This is a genomic window from Bradyrhizobium sp., from assembly GCF_019244115.1.
Classification (GTDB): Bacteria; Pseudomonadota; Alphaproteobacteria; order Rhizobiales; family Xanthobacteraceae; genus Bradyrhizobium.
The window spans coordinates 1-24,896 of record NZ_JAFATE010000085.1 but is presented as its reverse complement, the minus strand read 5'-3'; the positions used below and the strand labels follow the sequence as shown (position 1 = coordinate 24,896).

The following is a 24,896-nucleotide window of genomic DNA, read 5'->3' as shown; positions in this document are numbered from 1 at the left end:
GAACGTGACGGTGCGCCCCGTCGGATTGTGCGTGATAACGCCGAGTGAAGCGCTGCACTCGGAGGCCGGCACCTTCCACTCGCCGGCCGCCGCTTCGATCAGCATCATGCGCGCCGCCGCGCCGCCCTTGCGGACGATCTCGTTCGACGAGCGGATGCCCTGGCTGCCGGCGGTGAAGAAGTCGCCCCACACACGCTTGCGGGCGAGATTTTCCCCCGGGGTCGGAAACTCGGTCGTCACTTTCGACCAGTCGCACCCCAGCTCTTCAGCGACGAGCTGCGCGAGGCCGGTCATCGTGCCCTGGCCCATTTCGGAGCGGGCGATGCGGATCACCACCGTATCGTCGGGCTGGATCACGACCCAGGCGTTGACTTCCGGCGAGCCATCGGCGGCGCGGACGACGGCGGGTCCACCGAAGGGCATGTCGAGCCCGATCGCAAGGCCGGTGCCGACGGCCGCAGACCCGATCACGAATGCGCGGCGGCTGAGTTTTGGCGAGACGTGTTGGTTCATCGTGGCCTCCTTACGCGCTCGCGGCAGCGTGAATGGCCTCGCGCACCTGCTGGAAGGTGCCGCAGCGGCAGATGTTGGTGATGGCCTCGTCGATGTCCTGGTCGGTCGGCTTCGGCTTGTCCTTCAGAAGCGCCGCCACCGCCATGATCATTCCGCTCTGGCAATAGCCGCATTGCGGGACCTCGTTCGCGATCCAGGCCTGCTGCACCCTGTGCAGCGCACCGCCTGCTGAGAGGCCCTCGATGGTAGTGATCTGCTTGCCCGCGGCGTCACTGACCGTCATGCCGCAGGAGCGCACGGCGACGCCGTCGACATGCACCGTGCAGGCGCCGCATTGTGCGATGCCGCAGCCATATTTGGTGCCGGTGAGACCGACATTCTCCCGGATCACCCAGAGCAGCGGCGTGTCCGGCTCGACGTCGACGTTGAATGATTTTCCATTGATCGTGAGGTTTGCCATCGCAGTCCCCTTGTTGGCCCGATCCACCGATTGGGCTCGTCGGGAAATTGAGTGGCAAAACGGAGGGGTTCAAATCAAGATATTCTGCGCATGCGGGCCGAGGATATCTGGCATGCATAGGCGCCAGGAAGATATCGGCGGATCCGGTGTTAGTCGTCTTCTGGACAATCAGCGATTGCCTCGCAATGGGACGGTCAATCGCAACAGGCTCATGATTGCTCCCAGCGCGGCAAAGCCGGCACCGAGCGCAAGCGCCAGGGTTGCGCCATCGCGCCCGGCGAGACTGAAGCAAAGCGCGGCCAGCGCGGCTCCGGTGGTCTGCCCGATCAGCCGGGCAGTCGCTACAATGCCGCTGGCGCTCCCGCTGCGATGCGGCGGTGCACTGAGCATCAGCGCCTTCATGTTCGGGGTCTGAAAGAAACCGAAGCCGATCCCGCAGATCACCATGCGCCAGACGATATTGGCGACGCTGGGGCCCGCCGGGAGGGTCGCGAGCAGCGCCATTCCGATCCCCAGCATCCCAAGGCCTAGGCCGCCGAGCAAGCCCGCGGGAAAACGATCGGACAGACGGCCGCCGATCGGCGCCATGATCGCGACCACCAGCGGCCAGGGTGTCATCAGAAAGCCGGTCTCGACCTGCGAGCGCTGCAAAATGTCCTCGAAGTAGAACGGCAGCGCGACAAAGCCGAGGCCCTGCACGGCGAACGAGCAGACCGCGGTAGCCGCCGACAGCGCGAACAGCGCTCGGCGGAACAGGTCGATCGGCAGCATCGGCGCCGGATGTTCGGCATGCCGGCGGGTCAAAATCCAGCCCAGCACGATGGCGGCGATCAGGTAGGTCCACACCAGCATCGGCTGCATCTGGTGTGCCGCCCCGCCAATGGCGATGATGAACAGGCCGAGAGCGGCAGCGGCCAGCAGCGCGCCGGGAAAATCGAAGGCGTGTTTTGCCTGCGGCAGGATTGGCAGGGTTTTCAGGCCGATCAGCATCGCAATGACACCAAAGGGAAGGTTCACGGCGAACAGCCACGGCCAGGGTCCGAGCGCGAGAATGCCCGAGGCGATGCTCGGCCCGAGCGTGAAGGCGGCGGCGACCACCAGCGCGTTGTGCCCGAACCCGCGTCCGTGCATGTGGCTCGGATAAACGAAGCGAACCAGCGCGGTGTTCACGCTCATGATGCCGCTGGCGCCGAGACCCTGCAGCGTCCGGGCCACCAGCAGGCTTGGCAGCGACCACGCCAGCGCACAGCCGAGCGAGGCCAGCGTGAACAGCAGGAGGCCGCCGAGATAGATACGTTCGTGCCCGACGATCTCGCCGAGCGCCCCGAGCGGCAGCAGGGTCGCCACCAGCGCGATCTGGTAGACATTCACCACCCACACCGCCTCGGCCGGTGTGACACGGAGATCGATAGAGATGGCGGGCAGGGCGATATTGGCGATCGCGGTGTCGAGCGAGGCCATTGCGAGGGCGGTGAAGATGGCCGCGATCGCCCAGCGCCGACGTTCCCAGGGCAGCCCGTCAGTCGCGGGTTGAGCGGGTGGACGCGGCGCATTCCTGTCGACGTACATTCGAGAAGCAATCTCCGGAGCCAGCCCCGGTGTAATACGGCGCCGCCTTTCTCCACAGACTTGCTGCTGCATATGGCCTATGCGGAGGCCTTCAATACCGGCCCCGTGACAGACGGAAGGCCGATGCTCGCTCGACGTTGATCTGCGCCTCTCCCCGGCGCGATCCGCAGCAGCGCGAACGAGGCCGTTCGCCTTGGAATCGGAGTCCCCCTTCGAAGGCGGACCACGGACTGCAAGCGGGCAGGGTTATCGTCAGAGCAAGCGGGGGTGGACGCGTGGGGCGGGAAAACATCGTGCAAAAAAACTCCATCAAACAGGACGCATCAGCTTTCAGCCGGCAGCTCGCCGTCCAGAACCCTGGCCATGCGGTCGGCGTCCAGCGCATTCTCCCAGCGCGCAATCACGATGGTCGCAACCGCATTGCCGACCAGATTGGTCGGGGTCAGCCCCTGCGACATCAGCCGGTGAATGCCCAAAACCAGCGCGACGCTCGCAACCGGGATCGTGCCGGTCGCGGCCAGCGTTGCCGCGAGCACCACGAAGGCAGCACCGGCGATGCCTGCGGCGCCTTTCGAGGTCACGAGCAGGATCAGCAGCAATCCGATCTGCTGGGCGAGATCGAGCTGGGTATTGGTCGCCTGCGCGAGGAACACCGCAGCCGTCGCGAGATAAAGGCAGGTGCCGTCGAGATTGAAGGAATAGCCGGTGGGGATCACCAGCCCGACGATGCTCTGTTCGCAGCCCAGCGTCTCGAGTTTTGACAGCATGCGCGGCAGCACCGTCTCCGAAGAGGTGGTGGCGATGCAGACCAAAAGCTCGTCGCGGATATAGCGGATCAGCTTCCACAGGCTGAAGCCGCAAAGCCGCGAAATCGGCCCCAGGACAATGACGATGAAGAGGATGCAGGTCACGTAGAAGCCGCCGAGCAGTTTTCCAAGCGAGGCCAACGATCCCAGGCCGAACTTGCCGATCGTGAATGCGATGGCCCCGAATGCGCCAAGTGGCGCGGCCCACATCACCATTCTCACCATGCCGAAAATCATCTTGCCGCCGACATCGATCACGTCGGTGACAGGCCTTGCGCGCTCGCCGAGCCAGATCAGGGCAAAACCGCACATGACAGAGATGAAGAGGACCTGCAGGATGTTGCCCTCGGCGAACGCGCCGACAAAGGTCTGCGGGATGATGTTCATCAGAAAGGGGACGAAGCCGACCGCGGCGGTCTGCTTCACATAGGGCTCGACGACACTGGCATTGATCGAGGCGGGATCGATGTTCATCCCCGCTCCCGGCTGCCAGAGATTGACCGCGGCAAGGCCGATGATCAGCGCGAACGTCGTGACCACCTCGAAATAGACCAGCGCCTTGATAGCGACGCGGCCGACCTTGGCCATGTCGGCCATGTGAGCGATGCCGCTCACCACGGTGCAGAAGATGATCGGCGCGATCAGCATCCGGATCGCCTTGATGAAGGCATCGCCCAAGGGCTGCATCTGGGCGCCGAGATCAGGCCTGATGGCGCCGAGCGCGATGCCCAAGGCCATCGCGATCATCACCTGGACCCACAGCTCCCGCCACCATGCACGGCGCACATCCCGGCGGGTTTCGGTGGCCAAAGTCGTGGCTGTCATCGTGTCTCCCTTGCTTTAACGGTGCGGCGGCACTTGCCCTTTTTCAACCCTTGGCGTCGAACTTGAACAGCCGTTCCGGATTCTCACCAAGAGCTTGTTCTGCTTCGCCGGATCGGGCGTGTAAAGCGCGATCCGGTCGACCAGATCCCCATCATTTGGCATGAACTTGACATTCGGCGGCCAACCCGTGCCCCAGATGACGCGGTCCGGCGCATTGCGATCAGCTTTTGCGCAAATGGGACGGCGTCATGGAAGGGCGGCCCGGACGCGGCGGCCCGTTGCGGGCCCGTGACCGATGTTCAGGAGGCTCCGGTCAGGCCAAGGCTCGCATAGATCCGCCGCGCATAAACGCCGAATTCATCGGTGGTCTTGATCGGCAGCGCGCGCGGATAGGGCAGCAGGATCGGGAAACACTCCGCCATGCGTGCCGGGCCAGCGCTGAGCACCGCGCAGTGCGAGCCGAGAAACACCGCCTCCTGGATCGAGTGGGTGACCAGGATGATGGTCTTGCCGCTCTCGTGCCAGATTCGCAGCATTTCCAGGTTCATCTGTTCGCGTGTCAACGCATCCAGCGCACCAAACGGCTCGTCCATCAGGATCAGCTTGGGATCGTGGATCAGGGCGCGCGCGATCGCGGCGCGCTGCTGCATGCCGCCGGAGAGCTGCTGCGGGTATTTGTCTTCCTGGCCCGAGAGTCCGACGAGATTGAGCAGGTCGCAAGCCCGCGTCCGCGCGGCCTTGATCGGAAGGCCGACGATTTCCGCGGGCAGCAGCACATTGTCGATCACGGTCCGCCATTTCAACAGCAGCGGCTGCTGAAACACCATGCCGACGTCGCGGCCGGGGTCGAACTGCGTGCGCGCATTGCCGATGCTGATGCTGCCGCCATCAACGGCATGCAGCCCGGCGAGGATTTTCAGGATTGTGGTCTTGCCGCACCCGGAGGGGCCGACCAGGGAGACCATCTCGCCTTCGCGCACATCCATGGTGACATCTGACACCGCGAGGAACTCTCCGGTGTCAGTCGGATACGTCTTGCGGACGTTGCGCAGGCTGATGAAGGGTTCGTCACCCATCACGCCAGCCACCTGTCGAGATTGGCGGCGACGAAATCGTCGTCGGAGAGATCGGCGTGCTCGCTGGTGACGCGATCGATCTCCTGCAACTGGCCGGGACTTAAGCCCTCTCCCGGATCGAGACACCAGATACCTTGCATCAGGCCCTGCCGCCGCAGCACCTCGTGGCAGCCGGCAATGCAGCCGTGGAAATTGTTGGCGACGTCGAAGAACGCACTGTTGCAATCGGTGACGCGGGCGTCGAGCGCGAGCAGATCGGCCGGGATGCTCGCCTGGTTGCGCGCGGCCTTGCAGCGCTCAAACTGTCTGATGGCGCTCGCCGTCCAGACCGACCAGTGGCCGAGCAGGCCGCCGCGAAAATGGGTCCTGACCGTCACGCCCTTGTCTCTGAGATCAAAGGGCAAGGTGAGATCGAGCAGGATGTGGTCGTCGTTGCCGGTATAGAGCGCGATCCGGTCGAGCGCCCCCGCCGCGCACACGCCACGCAGCACGTCGAGCGTGCGATAGCGGTTGAAGGGCGCGATCTTGATCGCGATGACATTGTCGATGCCGGCAAAGCGACGCCAGAAATCTGCGCTGAGGACGACGCCTCCGACCGCGGGCTGCAGATAGAAGCCGACCAGCGGAATCGCCCGCGCGACAGTTTCGCAATGCGCGATGATCTCGTCCTCGCTCGCGGCCGTCATGGCGGCGAGACTGAGCAGGCCGGCGTGATAGCCGATGCCGCGGGCCATCTCGGCTTCCGCGACGGCCTGCTGCGTCGGTCCGGCGAGGCCCGCGACCAGCGCCAGCGGCCGCGAAGTCCAATGCAACGCGGTTTCGGCCGCCAGTTCCAGGACAGGCCGGTAGAGGCCGACGTCACGGATCGCAAACTGCGTGGTGTGCACGCCGACTGCGATCCCACCGGAGCCCGCGTCGATATAATAGCGCGTCAAGGCGCGCTGGTGGGTGCGATCGAGGGTGCGGTCGGCATGCAAGGCCAGCGGATGCGCCGGGAGCACGGTGCCGTCAGCGATCAATCGCCGCACGCCCGATTTCATTTGGCTGTGATGCGCTGCCACGGCTCTTATCCGTATTCAGGACCGGCGACCGCGAACGGGGGCTCATCGGCATGGCTTGTGGTGCGTCCGAACCACATGCGCTGGAACGGCCGCTCTTCACGCCAGCCGCACTCTGCCAAGCCTTCGAGAAACCCATGCTGCGTGGTGACGGCATCGATCAAGAGGGGGCCGGCTTCGCTAGCGGCGATATCGCGGACCATCTTCAGCGCATGCGCGGAGCTCTCCGCAAAGACCGGACCGATGTGGCGCGCGGTGCGTCCGCTGCGGACAAGCGCTAATGCGTCGCCGTTCGAGACCAGCCGCGAGCCGGGACGGCCCGCGAGCTCTTCCAGCAATGTCCGGCGATCGAAGCCCATGGCACTGATGTCGCAGGTGATGAAGTCGCCGAGCTTGCCCCGCGGCAATGGCGCGCCCGTCATGGCCGGCGGCAGGTCGAGGCGCATCCGTCGCAACTGGATCGTGGGCGCAAATCCGAGCGGCCCGTAGACCGCGGCACCTGCCGGCGTCGCATCGAGCCAGCAGGTCACGCCGAGGCTTCTCGCTTTCTTCAGACATTCATCGACCAGCCGCGTCGCAAGGCCGCGCCGGCGCCAGCTCGCGGCGACCAGCACCATGCTGATCCAGGCGTCGCTTGCGCCGTAGGGCATCAGCGCCGCCGTCGCGATCAGACGATGATCTGGGGCGCGAATTCCGAAGACTGTTCCACTGCTCAGAAAAAAGCTCCAATCGGCCTCGTTCTGATTCCAATGGGCTTCGCTGGATAGTGCAAGACCGCCAGCGGCCTCCTCCGGGCCGAGCTGCACGATCGCCAAATCGTCAGTAGCGTCCATCGCGTACCTCATATTTGGTCGGCTTGCCGAGGCTCGGCATCGCGCGTGCGACCCAATCCGCAGTCCAAGCGATCATTCGCTCGATGTCGACGACCGGCGGCCCAAACAGTTTTGTCGCCTGCCGCGTGTCCGTCAGCCAGGCGGTCGGCTGTTCCCTGCCGACAATTATCGGATCGCGGCCGAGCAGTTTGCCAAAGGCCGCAGCAAGGTCCCGCACGGCGAGGATCTCGTGACCGCTGACATTGAGGGGCGACGTCGGCATGTCGCAATGCGCAAGGCACCGCAAGGCCTGTGATGCGGCGTCGCCCTGCCAGATGAAATTGACATGGCCGAGGCTTACGTCGATCGGCGTGCCGGAAGACACATTCGTCGCGATGTCGTGCAGCACGCCGTAGCGCATGTCGATCGCGTAGTTCAGGCGGAACAGGCGGCCCGGTGTGGCGAATTTTCGGGAAAAATATTCGAACATCCGCTCGCGCCCTACGCACGACTGCGCATATTCGCCGGGCGGATCGGGCGCCGTCGCCTCATCAGCTCCTTTGCCGTCCACCGGCACGAACGGATAGACGCAGCCGGTCGAGAATGCCACGATTCGCGAGGCGCGAAAGGCTTGCGCAACGATCGCGGGAACATGGGCGTTCATGGCCCAGGTGAGGGACAAATCGCCTTCTGCGCCGAATTTGCGCCCGGCCATGAAGACGATGTTCGGAGTCTTCGGCAAGGCCCTGACCGCGGCCTGGTCCAGCAGATCGCAATGGATGGTCTCGATGCCGCGATTGGCGAGCCAGTCTTGTGTGCTCGGGTCCGAAAAACGCGCGACCCCGATGATGCGGCGGCCGGGCGCGGCAGCCTTGGCGAGGCCGGCCAGGGTGGGCCCCATCTTGCCGGCGACGCCGAGGATCATGATGTCGCCGCTGGTCTTGCCGAGGTCGTCGATCAAGGCCTGGCTCGGCCGGCAGAGCAAGTCGTCGAGCGCGGTGACGTCGGCAATCGTGTTTGGCAGGGTGTCGCGCGAGAGCAGCATATGTCTTCAAAGGACCTTCTAGTTCAGTCTGATGTCCCGGACCACGAACATGCGCTCCAAGCCGAGCACGACGCCATAAAGGGCGACGCCCAGCAATGTGAGCAGCACGACTGCCATGACCATGGCCGGCGTATCGAGCGAGGACTGGACCTGGATCATGAGATAGCCGAGGCCGCGTTCGGAGGCGATGAACTCGCCGACGATGGCGCCGGCGACGGCGAGGATCGCTCCGACCTTCATGCCGGAAAACACGTAAGGCAGCGCCCCCGGCAACTGGATCTTGCGAAAAAGGGTCCAGCGCGAACCGCGCAGCGACCGGACGAGGTCGAGCAGGTCGGGCTCGACCTCGGAGAGGCCGCGCGCCGTGGTCAGCAGGATCGGAAAGAAGCAGATCGAAAACGCAATCAGGATGTTCGGAACGAGGCCATAGCTGAACCAGACGATGATCAGCGGCCCGAGCGCGACCTTCGGGATCATGTTGAGTGTGACGAACAGCGGCAGCAGCAGCAAACTCACCAGCCGCGACCAGGTGAAGATGACCGCAAGCGCGACACCGACCAGCGCGCCCAGCGCAAACCCGCCAAGGATTTCGGCGGCGGTGACGGCGACGTTGGACGACCAGGCATAGTTTGGATGGAGCAGCGTTTCGATCGCCGCCAGCGGCGTAGGCAGGATGAATTTCGGCACGTGCAGCGCATCCACCAGAAGCTGCCACAGCCCGATGACGGCAAGGTGCACGCCAAGAACGATGGCAAAAGCCCGCGCCGATCGCTTTCCGTCACCGGGCACCCGATGCTCCTCATGGCCTCTTTCGTCGCCTGTCGGCCAATCTATCGCGGCGAGCGCATGCATTCAACCATATGGTTGATAAGATCGTCAGGGCCGCAGCGAATGCATGACGAGATCGACCACATGCCGTCGCCGTGCCCGCCGCTGCGCCGGGCTGCTGAGATCCGTGCCGAAGATCGCCGACAGGGTCGGTGTGTTGGAGAAGAAGAAATAGCTGAGGCCCGCGATCGAAATGTAGAGCTGCACCGGATTGATACCCCTGCGGAAAGCCCCCGTGCGTACGCCCTCGCGCAGGATCTTGGAAACCATGCTGACGAGCGGGGAATGCATGGCCGGCAGCCGCCGCGACCCCCGGACATGCCTGGCCCCGCCGCGGTTCTCGTCGTTCAGCAGCACGATGAAATCGGGGTGCGCGGCGAGATGGTCGAAGGAGGCCTCGATAAGCCTGCGGATCGCCTGTTCGGGCGGCAGGCCCGTGAGGTTGAGCTCTCGTTCCTGGATACGCAATTCCTCGTAGACCCATTCGAGCACGGCGAGGTAGAGTGCGTCCTTGTCGCCGAAATAATGATATACAAGCTGCTTGTTGACGCCGGCACGGTCCGCGATCTCGTCGACCCGGGCGCCCGCGAGGCCGCTGCCGGCGAATTCGCGCCGCGCCGCCGCGAGCAGCTTGGTTCGCGTCGCGGCGGGATCACGGCGCCGTGGCCCGTTTCCATTTGCTCGTTTTGCTGGCATCCCCAACCGAATAGTTGACAATTGACTTGGCGCTTTGTTGCATTGGTAGCGTCGTCGGCGAGGATCGACAAGGTTGTAGGGAAGGCATGGCCATGAAATATCTGATGATAGCCGCTCTCGCGCTGGCCCTTCTGCTGCCCGCGGGCCCGACTGGCGCCGAGCCGATCAACCTGATGTTGAACTGGACCCCGACGGCGGACCATTCGCCTTTCTATTATGCCAAGGCGCAGGGCTGGTACGAAAAGGCCGGGATCGATCTCACCATCGAGGTCGGCAAGGGGTCCGGTGTCTCCTCGCTCAAGGTCGGCTCCGGCGGCTCGCCATTCGGCATCGCGGACCTCGCGACCGCGCTGGTCGCGCGCAGCAAGGGGGCCGACCTGGTTGCATTGATGAGCATTTACGCCAATACCGGGCAGACGTTCTATTGGCTGAAGAGCTATGGCGTGAACGGCGTGAAGGATTTCCCCGGCCACAAGATCGGCAACCCGCCGGGCGATGCCTCGCGGGTGATGTGGCCGGCCTTTGCGAAGGCCGCGGGGATCGCGCCCGACGCGGTCAGCTTCGTCAATGTCGGTCCGACGGCGAAGATCGCGGCGCTGAAGAGCCATACCGTTGACATCATCAGCGATTTCTACAACGAGCACGACCTGAAGCTGATCGAGTTCGGCGGCGATCTCGGCTATCTCAACTGGAAGGACATGGGGCTGAACCCTTACGGCAACTCGCTGATCGTCAACGGAGCGTTTCTGCAGAAGAACCCAAAACTGGTCGAGGATTTCGTCAGGATCACCCAGAAGGCCTACGCGGCCTGCGTCGCCGACGTGACGCCCTGCCTCAAGGCGCTGCTCGAACAGGTCTCCGGGCTCGACGAGGAGAACCAGAAACGCCAGTGGGAGCGCATCAAATTCCTGATGAAGGATGAATTCACCACCACTAAGGCGCTGGGCTGGATCGACGGCGAGCGGATGAAGAAGGATTATGAGTTGGTCCAGACCTATCTGGGCATGGAGAAGCCGTTCGATGTGCAGACAGCGTTCACGACCAAAATGCTGGACACGTCGATCAAGATGGATGCAAGCAAGGTGAAGAAGTGACAGCCGCAGCGGCGCTATTCGCTTCGATCGTCGTTGCCGAGGCGAAGCCGTCCGGGCCTTCGGGGGTCTCGGATGGCGTCGCTGTTTGCAAGGCCCTCCGGCACCTAGTCGGCGCGTGCTGACCACGTTTAGATGTCCTCTGAGATCGGTGGGAGGGCAACGAAGATGGCGGAGGCGCGCACAAGCCGCCAAAGGATGTGCTGCCGGAGACCCCAAAGTCGGCCTCCGCCCGGGTTGTCGCACAGCACGAGGCGATGCTGGAGGCGTTGCCGAGACACCGCCGATTTCGACAACGCCGCCCGCGGCTTTCTCGGAACCATCGAGCACGCAAGAATCACCTCGGCCCAGGGCAGGGTGGTCTGGAGCCTCGAGCCTTATTGTTTTCTGTTCGCAGCCAAGGCGCCGGTGGTGAGCTAAGGCCGTCTTTGCAAGCGAAACAGTCCACGATCGCAAAATAGAGCTGGATTGGGCCATCATAGCGAATACATCGTCATAGGAAGGCGGCCGGGAGCAGGACATGGAGGGCATGCAGGACAGGACTTCTTCATCTGATATCGCCGTCAGCACGCTTCCCGGTCAGGTCGTGCTGGTGCTGCAGGGCGGCGGTGCGCTCGGCTCCTATCAGGCCGGCGTGTATCAGGCGCTTCATGAGGCCTCCATCGAACCCGACTGGATCATCGGCACCTCGATCGGCGCCATCAATGCGAGCCTGATCGCCGGCAACACCCGCGAGGCGCGGCTCGGCCGCTTGCGGGAATTCTGGAAGCGGGTGGAACAGAACCCGCTGTTTCACTTCCACGAGGCGCTGGAGGCCTTCACCGAGCGGCTGTCCGCCTGGTCGGCAGTCGCCCACGGCATCGGCGGCTTTTTTGCGCCCAATCCGATCGCCCATGTCGGCGAGTCCTTTCCGCTCGGCGCCGATCGTGCCGGCTATTATTCGACCGCGCCGCTGCAGGCGACGCTTGAAGAGCTGGTCGATTTCGATCTGGCGAGCCGCGGCCGGCCGCGGCTTTCGGTCGGCGCCGCCCATGTGCAGACCAGCCAGATGCGCTATTTCGACACGCGCCACTGCGCGCTGTCCGTCAAGCACGTGATGGCGTCCGGCGCGCTGCCGCCGGCCTTTCCGGCCGTGCGCATCGATGGCGAGCTCTATTGGGACGGCGGCGTGCTGTCCAACACGCCGACCGAGGCGGTGTTCGACGACAATCCGCGCCGGGATTCGCTGATCTTCTCGGTTCATCTGTGGAATTCGCATGGGCCCGAGCCCGCCACGATGGCGGATGTGTTCAACCGCCAGAAGGACATTCAATATTCCAGCCGGATTGCGACCCAGATCGCGCGGCAGGACCAGATCCATCGGCTGCGTCACGTCATCAAGGAGCTGGCTGCGAGGCTGCCCGAGGCCGCGCGTGACGATCCGCGGGTGCGGGAGCTCATGAGCTACGGCTGCCAGACGCGGATGCACATCGTCCGTCTGCAGGCGCCGCAGTTGAAAAGCGAAACCCACACCAAGGACATCGATTTCACCGCGGCCGGGATCGCGGCGCGCTGGAACGCCGGATACGCGCACACCAAGGAGGTGCTGGCGCGCGCGCCCTGGGTCGGCGAGTTCGATCCGCTCGCCGGCGTGATTTTTCATGAGTAGCGGAGAGTTCGAGGTGTAGGGTGGGCAAAGCGAAGCGTACCCACCATCTTAGTTGTGCGCGTGGTGAGACGGTGGGCACGGCGCAAGCGCGCCTTTGCCCACCCCACACTTGCCGCTACACTTGTCGCAAAGAAAACGGCCGAAGCGGTCGCTGCGGGTTCTTCTGAGTGCGGGGAGGACCGTCAGGCATCCATGGTGTGAAGGCGCTGGCGGTTGCGCAGCACGATCTGGCGCGCGCCGGAGAAGCCGAGAACGCCCTGGCTGTGGAGTTGCGACAGCGCGCGAGACACCGTCTCCAGGGTCAGGCCGAGATAATCGCCGATATCGCGCCGGCACATCGGCAGCGCGAGCATGCCGGCGACCGTCAGCCGGCGGTCCATTTCGAGCAGGAAAGTCGCGACCCGCTCCAGCGCGGTCTTGCGCCCGAGCAGCAGCATGTGATCCTCGGCGTGGCGCAGATCGCCCGCCGTCATGGTCCAGAGTTTTCGCGCGACCTGGACATCGACTGCCGCGGCCTGCTCCAGGCTGCGCCGCTTCACCAGGCGCACCGTGGTGTCGGTGATGGCTTCCGCCGCGAGGCGGTGCGCTGCGCCGGTCTCCAGGCCAAACACGTCGCCGGGCAAATGGAAGGCGCCGATCTGCCGGCGGCCGTCGGAGAGCAGCTTGTAGGTGCGGACCGCGCCGGACATCACCTGATAGACGTATTCCGCCGGCTCGTCCTCGCCATAGATTTCCTCGTCCTTCCGGTAGGAGAATTCCGAGGCGACCAGCCCGGCATGCCCTGCGATCGCGGCAAACTGGTCGGAAGCCGAGGGGGTCGCATGGCCCAGACTGATCTTGTTGGCTACAACGGGTGTGGTCTGGGTTTGGGTGAGCATGTGCCATCTCCTGTGCGGCGGATGGCCAAGGGGTACATGCGTTCACCCTGTTCGGAAATTTCGGCCGATATCTTAAGGAGGTCCACGTAAGTAGAACTACGGAGGTCTAGCGGCCGCTTTCGGCCCCGGGATGCCCTCCGAAATGGCGCCCCGGATCTCCTTGACCAGCCCGTCGCCCAGCAGCGGCTTTTGCAGCACATGCTCGACACCGGCCGCGGCGGCGCGCGCAAGAATGTTCTCGTCGGGATAGCCGGTGATGAGAATCACGGGCGCCGCGACGTGGTGCTCGCGCAGCCGTCCGACCAGATCGATGCCGTTGATGTCGGGCATCTTGTAGTCGATCACCAGGCAGTCGATGCCATCAGGCGCCGCGGCGTTCAGGAGCGCCATCCCGCTTCTGAAGGTTTTCACTTCAAAACCGTCGGTCTCCAGCAGAAAGCGCAACGAGCCGAGCACGCCGGCATCGTCGTCGACCACGTAGATCGTAGGTTTGCAGCAGGGAGCCATGATGAGAGGCCGTGGAGCAAGATTGGTCATCCGGCATCATGCACCATTCGTCGCAAGCGCGGCTTGATCTGCCTCAATCCTTGACGAGGCCGGCCCGTATCGCGAACCGCACCAGTTCGGAGAGGCTGTTCGCCTGCATCTTGGTCATGACGTTGGCGCGGTAGACCTCGATGGTGCGCGGCGAGATGTCGTATTCCCTGGCGATCAGCTTGTTGGACAGGCCGGCGACCAGTCCGTCCATGACCTGGCGTTCCCGGGGGCTCAAGCTGGCGATCCGTGCCGCGATGTCCTGCGCCACCGCGTCACCCCTCGCCGCCGGCTCGGCAACGCGCAGCGCCGCCTCGATCATGGCGATCAGGCGCTCGTCCTCGAACGGCTTTTCCAGAAAATCCATCGCGCCGAGCTTCATGGCTTCGACCGCCAGCGGGACGTCGCCATGGCCGGTCATCACGACGATCGGAAAACCGCTGCGCAGCGCCTTCAGGCGCTTGAGCAGCTCGATTCCGTCGATGCCGGGCATGCGCACGTCTGAAATCACGCACCCAAATTCGAGCGAGGGCAGCGCGTCGAGGAACTGCTGGGCGGTCTCGAACAGCGCTACGACGAAACCGGAGGAATCGAGCAGGAAGTTCAGCGAATCCCGCATCGCCTCGTCGTCGTCGATGACATAGACATTGCGCGACATCGATCAGCTCTCGCCCGGCGCCGCCGGCAGCGTGAAACGAAACGTCGCCCCACCCGCCGCGTTGTTTTCGGCCCACATGCGTCCGCCATGGGCCTCGATGATCGAACGGCTGATGGACAGGCCAACCCCCATTCCGGTCTCCTTGGTCGTGAAGAAGGTTTGAAACAGATTGGGCATGACGTCATCGGCGAATCCGGTGCCGGTGTCGGAGACCTCGACCTCGATCATGTCGTCCGCCACCTTGCGGTTGGCCGCGACGAGCTCCCGCCGCGGCGATTGCGCCATGGCCTCGAGCGCGTTGCGGAACAGGTTGACAAGCACCTGCTGGATCTGAACCCGGTCGACCAGCACCAGATCGGCCAGCGGATCGACGTTGAAGCGCAGTTGCACGCTCTGTTCGCGGGCGCCGGCCAGCCCCAGCGCGCCGGCTTCCTCGATCAGCTTGGCAAGCGACTCGACGCGGCGCTCGGATTCGCCGCGCGAGACGAAATCGCGCAGCCGCCGGATGATCTGGCCGGCGCGCAGCGCCTGTTCGGCGGCACGGTCCATCGCGCTCTCGATCTTCTGGATGTTGCGCTCCTGGCTGCCTGCGAGCAGCCGGCGCGAGCCTTTCATGTAATTGGCGATCGCGGCGAGCGGCTGGTTGAGCTCATGCGCCAGTGCGCTCGCCATTTCGCCCATCGCGGTCAGGCGCGACACGTGCATGAGCTCCGATTGCAGCTGCTGCAGCTTGGCCTGGGTCTGCTGGTGCTCGGTCAGGTCGCGAATGAAGCCGGTGTAGTAGGGCTCGCCGCCGGATTCCATCTCGCCGACCGACAGATGCATCGGAAACGTGGTGTCGTCGCGGCGCTTGCCGGTGACAATGCGGCCGATGCCGATGATGCGCCGCTCCCCGGTCCGGCGGTGCCGCGCGATGTAGCCGTCATGGCGCGTGCGGTCCGGCTCGGGCATCAGCACCTTGACGTTCTTGCCGATCGCCTCGGCTTCCGAATAGCCGAACATGCGCTCCGCCGCGGCGCTGAAGGACTGGATGATCCCTTCGCCGTCGATCACGATCATCGCGTCCGGCACGGTGTCGAGGATCGAGCGCAGATGGCTTTCCCGGCGGCGCAAGGCCTCCTCGATGTGCTTTTGCTCGTTGATGTCGACAATGATTCCGCAGAGATGCCGGGCAGTGGCGCCTCCTTCGTCCACAACACCAGCGCGGGCGCGGACCCATTGCGGGTTGTCGGCCTGGCCGCGCAGCTTGATCGAGACGTCGAACCGGCCGCCGCTTTTGGCGACCGTCTTGATCTCCTGTTCGATGCGGGCGCGGTCCCGTGGCTCGAGCAGCGACAGGAACAGCTCATAGGTCACGACCTGGTCGCGGGCGACACCGAACAGATCCCGCGTCGTGTCCGACCACACAAGCCGGTGCGTTTCGAGATTGAGATCGAAGGTTCCGACGCCAAATCCGTCGATCCGGCGCCATGAGCTGTCGTCCCGAGCGAGATCCTCGGGGAAGGGATGCGTTGCGTCGGTCACGCCAAAACCTTCCGTGCCATCAAGCCGCTTTCCGGCCCCCATCCGGCCGCATGATTGCGCCGGCGGATTCTATACGAAATTCGCGATCCGGAACCGGGCAGGGCGCAAAATGTGGTTATCGGTTGATCAAATCGCCCGTCCAGGGGACCAATGGCCGATCCCCGCCGGACACCCAGCGAGATGAGGAAAACATGATGAGGTTCCCGAAAGAGCTCAACCCATCCTACCGCGCTGTCTTTCCCTGATGGCCCGCACTTTTGCGCGGTTGCCGCAGACTCGCATCTCGCACCAGCGGCGGCGGTTGTTCTTGGTGGTGTCGAAGAACAGCCAGCCGCATTCCTGGCCGGCGCAGCGCCTGGTGCGCAGGAGGTCCTTCTCCATCAATAGCGTCAGGGCTGACAGTGTGATCGGGCCGAGGATGGCCGCCAAAATGTCGCGGCGCGGATCGAACACAAAGATGTAGCTGCCGAGGCGCATCCGCATCTCGGCGTGGCGCAGATTTTCCGCATGGGCGGCCGAGAGCAGGTCGAGCAGCCTGGCCGGGAGCGGACGCTGTTCGGCGAGCGCGGTCCCGATCATCCAGATCAGCTCGCGCAGCTCTATCGCGCGGTCGAAGACGCGGCGCGCCCGGCGCGGATGGTGCGACAGCGCGGCACGGATGTGCGCGCAGTCGGAGGGCGGCATGACGCGGGCGTGTTCGACCCACTGCATCAGCGTGTCGAAATCCCGCAAATGCTCCTGGTGCGCGGGCGAGCCGCGCGCTGAGGACGTGTTGGTGAAGTCCCATGCCAGTTCGCCGCCGACCAGATCGAGGCTGCCGGCGCGCGAGGGCGCAACGACGGTCGGAGCTTTGCCAGGCGCGCGCATGTGTAACCATCAAACCGCATTTTCAGACCCGCAAGCTGGTCGCCCGCGCGACAGCACGGTGTCATTTCAGGCATTTCCGCGCGCCGACGCAAGGAAAAACCGTAACCATCTATCGATTATTGACTGGTAGCTAGGTGCGTGACAGCCTCCGACCAGCAAAAAGCTGTTTGGAGGTTACCATGACCCGTTGGCGCGGCGCTCTCCCCGTCCTTGTGTGCGTTCTCGCTCTCGGCGCTACGGCCCCCGCCGCTGCGCAACTTAGTGGCAAGGAGGTCAAGATCGGCATTGGCGGGCCGCTCACCACGACCTCGGCCGGTTTCGGCGTCGAGATGAAACAGGCGGTCGACCTCGCTGTCGATGAGCGCAACGCGGCCGGCGGCGTCGCCGGCGCCAAGGTTTTGGCAGTGGCCGTCGACGACAGAGCGGACCCCGAGGCCGGCAAGGCCGTCGCCAAGGGTTTTTGCGATGATCCGGCCGTGCTGGGCGTGGTCGGACACGTCAACAGCGGCGTCGCCATCGCGACGGGGCAGATCTATGCGGACTGCTCGCTTGCCGTGATCACGCCGATGGCGTCCAACCCAAAAGTGACGGAAAGCGGCTTTGCCACCATCTTCCGCCTCACCAACCGCGACGACCGGAAGGGGCCCGGCCTGGCGCATTATCTCATCGAGAAAATGGGCAAGACACGCGCGCTCGTGGTCGACGACGGGACGGCCTATGGCATGGGCCTCGCCGACCAGTTCGTGGCCGGCTTTGGCGCGGGCGGCACCGTGGTGGCACGCAAATCGGTCAAGGTGGGCGATAAGGATTTTGCCGATTTCGTAAGATCGTGGCCTGGGGATTTCGACGTGGTGTTTTTTGCCGGCATTCGCGAGGGCGCGCTGATCCTGAAGGAGATGCGTGCGCAGGGGGTTTCGCAATTGTTCACCTGCGGCGACGGCTGCTGGGACACCAAGGCCTTCATCGCGGCGTCCGAAGGAGCGGCGACGAAGGCGGAAGGCGTGCGCATCCTCTCCGCCGCACCGGCGATTGGCACCGTGCCCGGATCAGCCGAGTTCGGCGCGAAGTACACCGCGAAATACGGGCCGATCAACAATTATGCCGCCAGCTCCTACGATTCGGCGCGCCTGCTGATGGTGGCGATCGCCGATGCCGCGAAGGCGAAGCAAGGTCTGCCGACGCGCACCGACGTCGTCGCGGCGCTGCGCAAGCTGACGTTCCAGGGCATCGCCTATGCCAAGCCGGTGCAGTGGACCGAGAAGGGCGACAACAAATCCGCGGTCATCTTCGTCAACACGGTCGAGGGCGACCACTTCAAGCCGGTCGACCAGATCGGCGAATGACCTTCCGATCTCGCTCGGTTGGTAGGGTGGGCAAAGCGAAGCGTGCCCACCATCACACTCGCGGAAAGATGGTGGGCACGGCGCGCAAGAGCGCGCCTTTGCCCACCCTACAGCAACGGCGCAAACGACACGGTCACCAGGTCGAGAACGGCGCCCTGTACTGCGTGCCCCAGAAGAACGGCCGCGGGCGGGAGTAGCCGTAGCCGCGCGCGTAGCCGTAGCTGTGTTCGGTTGCGGGCTCGCGGTGCCGGAACTTGATGCCGCCCTGCGGCTCGTCGCTCAGCACCACCACGAAATCCGTGCCCTTGCCGGTCTCGGTGCTCGGCGCTTCGTCGGTGACGATCACCGACGAGCGCGGTGGGGTTCCCGGAATGCGATCGAGCACGTCCTGCGGAATGCTGATGCGGTCGAGCGCAGCCGTTGCGCCGTCAGCCTCACGTGCGATCGCCTCATGTGTCAGTGGCTCCGTGTCACGGCCGTGCTTTGCGGTGACACCTGACTCGCGCGCATCGTGGCCATGACTGCCCGCGAGAGCCACGACGTTCCATCGGATGGTGTCGGCCTCGTTCTCACGCGCCGCGGCGGTGAAGACATAGGTGCCAATGGGACGATCGGCATCCGAAATCGTGATCGGAGCGTCGAACACGGGCTCAAAACCCTGGCGGACATAAAGCCGCTGGGTCTTGCGGCTGATCAGCACCGAGACCGGCTCGCGTGCGCGTGCGGCGAGCCGCGTCGCTTCGGCGGCCGCGGCCCTGACCGTCTCTGCCGCGGCGGCGGCCTCGCGGGCCGCGGCGAGCGCCTCCTGCTTCGGCTGCAACTCGGCCTTGGCGGCGTCCGCTTGCGCCTGCAGTTCGCTGACCTTGGCTGCCGCGGCCGCCTTGGCATCTTCGGCCGACTGCCTGGCCTCGGCCGTGCTCGCGGAGGCGAGGGCGGTTTCAGCGGCGGCCAATTGTGCCTCGGCCCTGGCCTTCAAATTTTCCGCCGTGCGCGCCGGCACCGTCGCCTGCATCGCCGCACGGTAGGCGGTTCCGGCGGCAAGCTTGGCCTGATCGGCTTTTCTTGTCGCCTCATCCTCCTCCGCCTTGCGCGCCAGTGCCTCGGCGGCGGCGCCCGGCTTCGGTTGAAACAACAGCGGATGCGTGATCTCGGCCGGCGCCGCATCGGTGGGCGCCACGATCACACGCAGGCCGGTCCGCGTCAGATCGAACAGCCGCTCGGCGAAATCGAACGGCATCCTGACGCAGCCATGGGAGGCCGGATATCCCGGCACGACGCCGCCATGCAGTGCGATGCCGGACCAGGTCAGGCGTTGCATGTGGGGCATGAACGCATCGTCATAGAGGTTCGAATAGTGCTCGGCCTCCTTCTGGATGACGCTGAAAACTCCGGCAGGGGTCTCGCGTCCCCGCTGGCCGCTCGACACCGGCGCCCGCAGGATCCAGCCGTCGGCGTCATAGATCGTGATCCGTTGCCGCTGGAGCGAGACAATGGCCAGGACCGGATCGCCGGCGGTTCGCGTCTCGATGGACTCGATCCTGCGTTCGCTCCTGCCACGCGCGGCCGCACGGTCCTGCACCGCGATCAGGACGGCGAGGGTGGCAATGACAAGGCGCGCGGACACCAGATGCATCCGCCTGCGTTCGGGATTCGACAAACCGGACCTCATGGGCGTTCGATAAAAGGACCTGCATCAACTTCGCTGAGACTAGCGCCGTTCCATCATGCCCGCCAACGCGGAACGGGGGCCGGGGTTTTGGAATATTTGGCCCCCTGCGCGGGTTTCGGCCGACCGCTCGCATGCGGAGATACGCGGGAAGCGCGGAATTTGATCTATCTCATGTGGCAGCGGCCGGCCCGGGGCTAGGCTGCGGCCATGAACTGCTGCCGCGGGGAGTTGCATGACATTGGCCAGCGTCATGGTCGGCCTGGGGCTCGACCAATCGAACGATGCGCGCCTTGAACTGGCTGGCCAGTTGGCCGAGCAATTTGGTGCAGCCGTGATCGGCATCGCGGCGGCGCAATTCTCCCCGCTCTATTTCGCCGACGGTGCGATAGCGGAGCGCCTGATCGAACAGGGCGAGGCCGCGATCAGAACGCGTCTCGCCGAACTGGAAGCAGAGTTCCGGCAGGCGCTGCGGAACCGGGCCTGCAAGGCTGTCGAATGGCGCAGCGCGCTGGATTTTCCAAGCCGTCATGCCCTGCGGGAGGCGCGCTCGGCCGATATCATCGTCACCGGCGGGCACGGCCCTGCGCTGTCGGATGCGTTCACGGTCGCAAGCCCGAAGGACCTGGTGATGCAGGCGGGCCGGCCCGTGTTGCTCGTGCCCGACGGCGTCCGCCAGCTCGATCTGCACATGGTTCTGGTGGCCTGGAAGGATGCGCCGGGCGCTATCGGACGCGCTGCCGCTGCTGCGCCGGGCGAAGAATGTCGTGATTGCAAAAATCCCGGAAGACGATGGCGAGCGGGGTGCTGCGCCGGCGCAGCTTGACGACGTCGCGGCCTTTCTGTCGCGTCACGGCATCGTCGCGACGACCCGCGTGCCGGAGACGCGCGGGCGCGGCGTGACGGCGGAACTCGACGAGATCGCGCAAGACCTGGGGGTGGGCCTGATCGTGGCCGGTGCCTACGGCCATTCGCGATTTCGCGAGCTCGTGCTCGGCGGCGTGACCGAGCATCTCGTGACGCAGAGCAATCGCTGCGTGCTGCTGTCGCATTAGAGAATTCGCGCGACGACAACAGCGGGAGCACCTTTGAGGCAGTGGACGTCAGCACCGACGTTTCCCGGCGTCATGGCCGGGCTTGTTGTCCCGGCCATCCACGCCGTCGGCGACAAAGCAAGACGTGGATGCCCGGCACAAGGCCGGGCAGACGACTCCGAAGGGTATGGCAGACCGACCATTTCACGGCTTCGACGCCGACCAAAGCTAGCTTGCGTGTTTTCAACGCATCGCTCCCCGCCATCTTGATTTCGATCAAATCCCGTTGAGCGGGAGTGTGGTTGTAAGGGCGCATCGCTCTTCAGAGAGAACTCGCATGAGCCAGCCCCTGATTCAGCCCTCACGTGCAAAGTCCATGACCATAGGTGAAAGCGGCCTGGCGTTGGTTTTTACCGTCACCGCATTTCTCTGCGTCATCGCCTCCGCGAAGGCCGTCGACAGGCCGTTCGCGTTCCATGCGGCGCTGGCCGCCGCGGCCAGCGTCGCCTCCGTCTTCGTGATTCTCAACCGCTACTTCGACCGCCCGGCGACACTGCCGCCGCAGGAGATCAACGGCAGGCCGAACTACAATCTTGGGCCGATCAAGTTCGGCGCCGCCATTGCGATGTTCTGGGGCATTGCCGGCTTCCTGGTCGGCCTCATTATCGCCGCGCAGCTCGCCTGGCCCGAGCTCAATTTCGAGCCTTGGCTCAGCTTTGGGCGCTTGCGCCCGCTGCACACCTCGGCCGTGATCTTCGCCTTCGGCGGCAACGTGCTGATCGCAACGTCGTTCTATGTGGTGCAGAAGACCTGCCGCGTGCGGCTCGCCGGCGAGCTCGCGCCGTGGTTCGTCGTGCTCGGCTACAATTTCTTCATCCTGGTCGCGGGCAGCGGCTATCTGCTCGGCGTCACGCAGAGCAAGGAATATGCCGAGCCGGAATGGTATGCCGATCTGTGGCTGACCATCGTCTGGGTCGTCTACCTCCTGGTCTTCTTGGGCACGGTGATCAGGCGCAAGGAGCCGCACATCTTCGTGGCGAACTGGTTCTATCTCGCCTTCATCGTCACCATCGCGGTGCTGCATCTGGTCAATAATCCGGCACTGCCGGTCTCGGTGTTCGGCTCAAAATCCTACATCGCCTGGGGCGGCGTGCAGGATGCGATGTTCCAGTGGTGGTATGGCCACAACGCGGTCGGCTTCTTCCTGACCGCGGGCTTCTTGGCGATCATGTACTACTTCATCCCCAAGCGCGCCGAGCGGCCGATCTATTCCTACCGGCTGTCGATCATCCATTTCTGGTCGCTGATCTTCCTCTACATCTGGGCCGGCCCGCATCATCTGCACTACACCGCGCTGCCGGACTGGACGCAGACGCTCGGCATGACCTTTTCGGTGATGCTGTGGATGCCCTCCTGGGGCGGCATGATCAACGGCTTGATGACGCTATCTGGCGCCTGGGACAAGCTGCGCACCGATCCGGTGCTGCGCATGCTCGTGGTGTCGGTCGCCTTCTACGGCATGTCGACCTTCGAGGGGCCGATGATGTCGATCAAGGTGGTGAACTCGCTCAGCCACTACACCGACTGGACCATCGGCCACGTGCATTCCGGCGCGCTCGGCTGGGTCGGCTTCGTCTCCTTCGGCGCGCTCTATTGCCTGGTGCCCTGGCTGTGGGACCGCAGGCTGTACAGCCTAAAACTCGTCAACTGGCATTTCTGGGTCTCGACGCTCGGCATCGTGCTCTACATCTCGGCGATGTGGGTGTCGGGAATTTTGCAGGGCCTGATGTGGCGCGCCTACACCTCGCTCGGCTTCCTCGAATATTCCTTCATCGAGACCGTCGAAGCGATGCATCCCTTCTATGTCATCCGCGCCGCCGGCGGCGCCCTGTTCCTGATCGGCTCGCTGATCATGGCCTACAATCTCTGGATGACCGTGCGCGCCGGCGAGGTGGAAGTTTCCTCGCCTGTTGCCCTGCAGCCGGCGCAGTGAGGAGAGGACAATGTCGTTCTGGACAAGGCACCACGTTTTCGAAAAGAACTCGATCATCCTGGTGGTCGGGATTCTCCTCGTCATCGCGATCGGCGGCCTGGTCGAGATCCTGCCGCTGTTCTACCTCAAGAGCACGATCGAGGTGGTGGACGGCGTCAGGCCGTACACGCCGCTCGAACTCGCCGGCCGCAACGTCTATGTCCGCGAGGGCTGCTATCTCTGCCACTCGCAGATGATCCGGCCGCTGCGCGACGAGGTCGAGCGCTACGGGCACTTCTCGCTCGCGGCCGAGAGCATGTATGATCACCCGTTCCAGTGGGGATCGAAGCGCACCGGGCCAGATCTCGCGCGGGTCGGCGGCAAATATTCCGACGACTGGCACGTGACGCATCTGACCAATCCGCGCGCCATCGTTCCGCAGTCTGTCATGCCGGCCTATGCCTTCCTGGCCTCGACCGAGGTCGATCCCGAAACCATCGCCGATCATCTCAAGACTCTGCGCGCGGTCGGCGTCCCCTATACGGATGACCAGGTCGCCAACGCCGCCGCCGACCTCAGCGCGCAGGCGAGCCCGGACGATTCCGGCACCGACGCGCTCGCAAAACGCTATCCCAAGGCCGTCGTGCGCAATTTCGACGGCAAGGCCGGGCTGCCTACCGAGATGGATGCGCTGATCGCGTATCTGCAGATGCTCGGCACACTGGTCGACTTCAAGCTCTATAACGAAAAAGCCAACCTGCGCTAGCGAAGGCGACACCAATGAACGCCATCCTGATCGTCCATAACACCGCGTCATATCTCGTGACGACGGTGTGGACCCCGGTCTTCGTCGCGATCTTCGCCCTGATCGTGGCCTACGCGCTCTGGCCTCGCAACAAGGCCGCTTTCGACGAGGCGGCGAAAATGCCGTTGCGGGAGGATTGATCCATCATGACCGATCATAGCGACATCGATACCGTCTCCGGCACCGCGACCACCGGCCACCAGTGGGACGGCATCAAGGAACTGAACACGCCGCTGCCGCGCTGGTGGCTGATCACCTTCTATTTGACCATCGTCTGGGCGATCGGCTATTGGGTGGTGTATCCGGCCTGGCCGTTGATCTCGAGCAACACCAAGGGCGTCTTCGGCTATTCCACCCGCGCCGACGTTGCCGTGGAGCTCGCCAACCTCGACAGGATCCGCGGCGAGAAGATGGTTGCGCTCGGTGCGGCCTCGCTCGCCGACATCGAAAAGGATCCGGCGCTGCTCGCGCTCGCGCGGGCCCGCGGCAAGACCGTGTTCGGCGACAATTGCGCGCCCTGCCACGGCTCGGGCGCGACAGGCTCAAAAGGCTTTCCCAACCTGAACGATGACGACTGGCTGTGGGGCGGCACGCTCGACCAGATCATGCAGACCATCCAGTACGGCGCGCGCTCGGGCAATCCCAAGGCGCATGAAGGGCAGATGCTGGCCTTCGGCAAAGAAGGGGTGCTGAAGCAGGATCAGATCGTCGACGTCGCCAACTACGTCCGTTCGCTGTCGGGGCTGTCGACGCGAGCCGGCTATGATGCCGCCGCCGGCGCAAAAATCTTTGCGGACAACTGCGTGGCCTGCCATGGCGAGAAGGGCAAGGGCAACCCGGAACTCGGCGCGCCCAATCTGAGCGACAAGATCTGGCTCTATGGCTCCGACGAGGCGACGTTGATCGAGACCATCACCAACGGGCGCGGCGGCGTGATGCCGGCCTGGGAAGGGCGGCTCGATCCGGCCACGATCAAAGCCATGGCGGTTTACGTGCACTCGCTTGGCGGCGGCAAATGACGACGTAAAATTCCGGCTCAGTTGAGCTGGATCAACCGCGCTGCTGAAGTCGGCCTTAAGACTCTATTGCATACGCGAGATGAGTCCGTGCCATGAACAAACCTTTCAAGGCGGCCGATCTGGACTATGACGAAGACGGGCCGCTTTATGCGGCCCGCAAGAAGGTCTA

23 protein-coding genes and 2 pseudogenes are annotated in these 24,896 nt (G+C 64.4%); 8 read left to right on the top strand and 17 right to left on the bottom strand.

Annotation, left to right across the window (positions count from 1 at the left end; translation table 11 throughout):
- The 11 genes and pseudogenes from JOZ76_RS03945 to JOZ76_RS03895 form a co-directional block, all read right to left on the bottom strand.
- Positions 1-513 (bottom strand): molybdopterin cofactor-binding domain-containing protein (locus tag JOZ76_RS03945; protein ID WP_291697317.1); only part of this gene is annotated, 513 nt, incomplete at its 3' end.
- A 10-nt stretch (positions 514-523) separates the two neighbouring features.
- A complete protein-coding gene (locus tag JOZ76_RS03940) occupies positions 524-973 on the bottom strand; it encodes a (2Fe-2S)-binding protein (RefSeq protein ID WP_291697316.1) in 450 nt (149 codons plus the stop codon).
- Positions 974-1,141: 168 nt separating this feature from the next.
- Entirely contained in the window at positions 1,142-2,542 is a 1,401-nt protein-coding gene (locus JOZ76_RS03935) for an MFS transporter (RefSeq protein ID WP_291697315.1), read from the bottom strand.
- Between the two features lie 323 nt (positions 2,543-2,865).
- On the bottom strand, positions 2,866-4,173 hold the full coding sequence (gene dctA, locus JOZ76_RS03930; RefSeq protein ID WP_291697314.1) for a C4-dicarboxylate transporter DctA: 1,308 nt from the start codon (positions 4,171-4,173) through the stop codon (positions 2,866-2,868).
- A gap of 43 nt (positions 4,174-4,216) precedes the next feature.
- Positions 4,217-4,466, bottom strand: a pseudogene (locus JOZ76_RS03925) (amidohydrolase family protein); the annotation flags it as partial.
- A 6-nt stretch (positions 4,467-4,472) separates the two neighbouring features.
- Positions 4,473-5,249, bottom strand: coding sequence for an ABC transporter ATP-binding protein (locus JOZ76_RS03920; protein ID WP_291697313.1), 777 nt, complete (start codon positions 5,247-5,249; stop codon positions 4,473-4,475).
- Positions 5,249-6,289 carry a dihydrodipicolinate synthase family protein gene (locus tag JOZ76_RS03915; RefSeq protein WP_366938539.1) on the bottom strand — a complete coding sequence of 347 codons (1,041 nt, stop codon included), beginning with the start codon at positions 6,287-6,289 and terminating at the stop codon, positions 5,249-5,251. The genes JOZ76_RS03920 and JOZ76_RS03915 overlap by 1 nt, the downstream gene beginning before the upstream one ends.
- Positions 6,290-6,315: 26 nt before the next feature.
- On the bottom strand, positions 6,316-7,140 hold the full coding sequence (locus JOZ76_RS03910; protein WP_291697311.1) for a GNAT family N-acetyltransferase: 825 nt from the start codon (positions 7,138-7,140) through the stop codon (positions 6,316-6,318).
- Positions 7,127-8,164 (bottom strand): NAD-dependent epimerase/dehydratase family protein, encoded by a 1,038-nt coding sequence (locus JOZ76_RS03905; protein ID WP_291697310.1) that lies wholly within the window; start codon positions 8,162-8,164, stop codon positions 7,127-7,129. Before JOZ76_RS03905 ends, JOZ76_RS03910 begins: the two co-directional genes overlap by 14 nt.
- 18 nt (positions 8,165-8,182) lie before the next feature.
- Entirely contained in the window at positions 8,183-8,953 is a 771-nt protein-coding gene (locus JOZ76_RS03900) for an ABC transporter permease (RefSeq protein ID WP_291697309.1), read from the bottom strand.
- A gap of 87 nt (positions 8,954-9,040) precedes the next feature.
- Positions 9,041-9,688 (bottom strand): TetR/AcrR family transcriptional regulator, encoded by a 648-nt coding sequence (locus JOZ76_RS03895; RefSeq protein WP_291697308.1) that lies wholly within the window; start codon positions 9,686-9,688, stop codon positions 9,041-9,043.
- Between the two features lie 92 nt (positions 9,689-9,780).
- On the opposite strand from JOZ76_RS03895, the gene JOZ76_RS03890 reads away from it, so the two are divergent.
- Together JOZ76_RS03890 and JOZ76_RS03885 are read left to right on the top strand one after the other, a co-directional pair.
- Positions 9,781-10,782 carry an ABC transporter substrate-binding protein gene (locus JOZ76_RS03890; RefSeq protein ID WP_291697307.1) on the top strand — a complete coding sequence of 334 codons (1,002 nt, stop codon included), beginning with the start codon at positions 9,781-9,783 and terminating at the stop codon, positions 10,780-10,782.
- A gap of 517 nt (positions 10,783-11,299) precedes the next feature.
- Positions 11,300-12,427: a DUF3734 domain-containing protein gene (locus JOZ76_RS03885; RefSeq protein ID WP_441299969.1), complete on the top strand. Its 1,128-nt coding sequence runs from the start codon at positions 11,300-11,302 to the stop codon at positions 12,425-12,427.
- A 182-nt stretch (positions 12,428-12,609) separates the two neighbouring features.
- Here the strand turns inward: JOZ76_RS03885 and JOZ76_RS03880 are convergent, their stop codons facing one another.
- The 5 genes from JOZ76_RS03880 to JOZ76_RS03860 form a co-directional block, all read right to left on the bottom strand.
- Entirely contained in the window at positions 12,610-13,305 is a 696-nt protein-coding gene (locus JOZ76_RS03880; RefSeq protein ID WP_291697306.1) for a helix-turn-helix domain-containing protein, read from the bottom strand.
- 96 nt (positions 13,306-13,401) lie between these two features.
- The gene (locus JOZ76_RS03875) at positions 13,402-13,842 is read right to left on the bottom strand and encodes a response regulator transcription factor (RefSeq protein ID WP_291697305.1); all 441 of its coding nucleotides are present in this window, start codon (positions 13,840-13,842) and stop codon (positions 13,402-13,404) included.
- Between the two features lie 43 nt (positions 13,843-13,885).
- The gene (gene fixJ / locus JOZ76_RS03870) at positions 13,886-14,497 is read right to left on the bottom strand and encodes a response regulator FixJ (RefSeq protein WP_291697304.1); all 612 of its coding nucleotides are present in this window, start codon (positions 14,495-14,497) and stop codon (positions 13,886-13,888) included.
- A 3-nt stretch (positions 14,498-14,500) separates the two neighbouring features.
- Complete coding sequence (gene fixL / locus JOZ76_RS03865) at positions 14,501-16,021, bottom strand: sensor protein FixL (RefSeq protein ID WP_291697303.1); 1,521 nt, start codon at positions 16,019-16,021, stop codon at positions 14,501-14,503.
- A gap of 213 nt (positions 16,022-16,234) precedes the next feature.
- On the bottom strand, positions 16,235-16,888 hold the full coding sequence (locus JOZ76_RS03860; RefSeq protein ID WP_291697302.1) for a CGNR zinc finger domain-containing protein: 654 nt from the start codon (positions 16,886-16,888) through the stop codon (positions 16,235-16,237).
- 179 nt (positions 16,889-17,067) lie between these two features.
- Here JOZ76_RS03860 and JOZ76_RS03855 point away from each other — a divergent pair, with 179 nt between their 5' ends.
- Positions 17,068-18,231, top strand: coding sequence for a branched-chain amino acid ABC transporter substrate-binding protein (locus JOZ76_RS03855; RefSeq protein WP_291697301.1), 1,164 nt, complete (start codon positions 17,068-17,070; stop codon positions 18,229-18,231).
- Positions 18,232-18,364: 133 nt separating this feature from the next.
- Here JOZ76_RS03855 and JOZ76_RS03850 read toward each other — a convergent pair whose 3' ends face one another.
- Positions 18,365-19,864 carry a L,D-transpeptidase family protein gene (locus JOZ76_RS03850; RefSeq protein ID WP_291697319.1) on the bottom strand — a complete coding sequence of 500 codons (1,500 nt, stop codon included), beginning with the start codon at positions 19,862-19,864 and terminating at the stop codon, positions 18,365-18,367.
- A gap of 268 nt (positions 19,865-20,132) precedes the next feature.
- Between JOZ76_RS03850 and JOZ76_RS03845 the strand changes: the two are divergent.
- From JOZ76_RS03845 to ccoP, 5 genes and pseudogenes are all read left to right on the top strand, one after another.
- Positions 20,133-20,952, top strand: a pseudogene (locus JOZ76_RS03845) (universal stress protein).
- Between the two features lie 355 nt (positions 20,953-21,307).
- Complete coding sequence (gene ccoN, locus JOZ76_RS03840) at positions 21,308-22,924, top strand: cytochrome-c oxidase, cbb3-type subunit I (protein WP_291697318.1); 1,617 nt, start codon at positions 21,308-21,310, stop codon at positions 22,922-22,924.
- A 10-nt stretch (positions 22,925-22,934) separates the two neighbouring features.
- The gene (gene ccoO / locus JOZ76_RS03835; RefSeq protein ID WP_291697300.1) at positions 22,935-23,669 is read left to right on the top strand and encodes a cytochrome-c oxidase, cbb3-type subunit II; all 735 of its coding nucleotides are present in this window, start codon (positions 22,935-22,937) and stop codon (positions 23,667-23,669) included.
- Between the two features lie 14 nt (positions 23,670-23,683).
- Positions 23,684-23,848 (top strand): cbb3-type cytochrome oxidase subunit 3, encoded by a 165-nt coding sequence (locus JOZ76_RS03830; protein WP_291697299.1) that lies wholly within the window; start codon positions 23,684-23,686, stop codon positions 23,846-23,848.
- A gap of 6 nt (positions 23,849-23,854) precedes the next feature.
- A complete protein-coding gene (gene ccoP / locus JOZ76_RS03825) occupies positions 23,855-24,727 on the top strand; it encodes a cytochrome-c oxidase, cbb3-type subunit III (protein WP_291697298.1) in 873 nt (290 codons plus the stop codon).
- Positions 24,728-24,896: the final 169 nt, after the last annotated feature.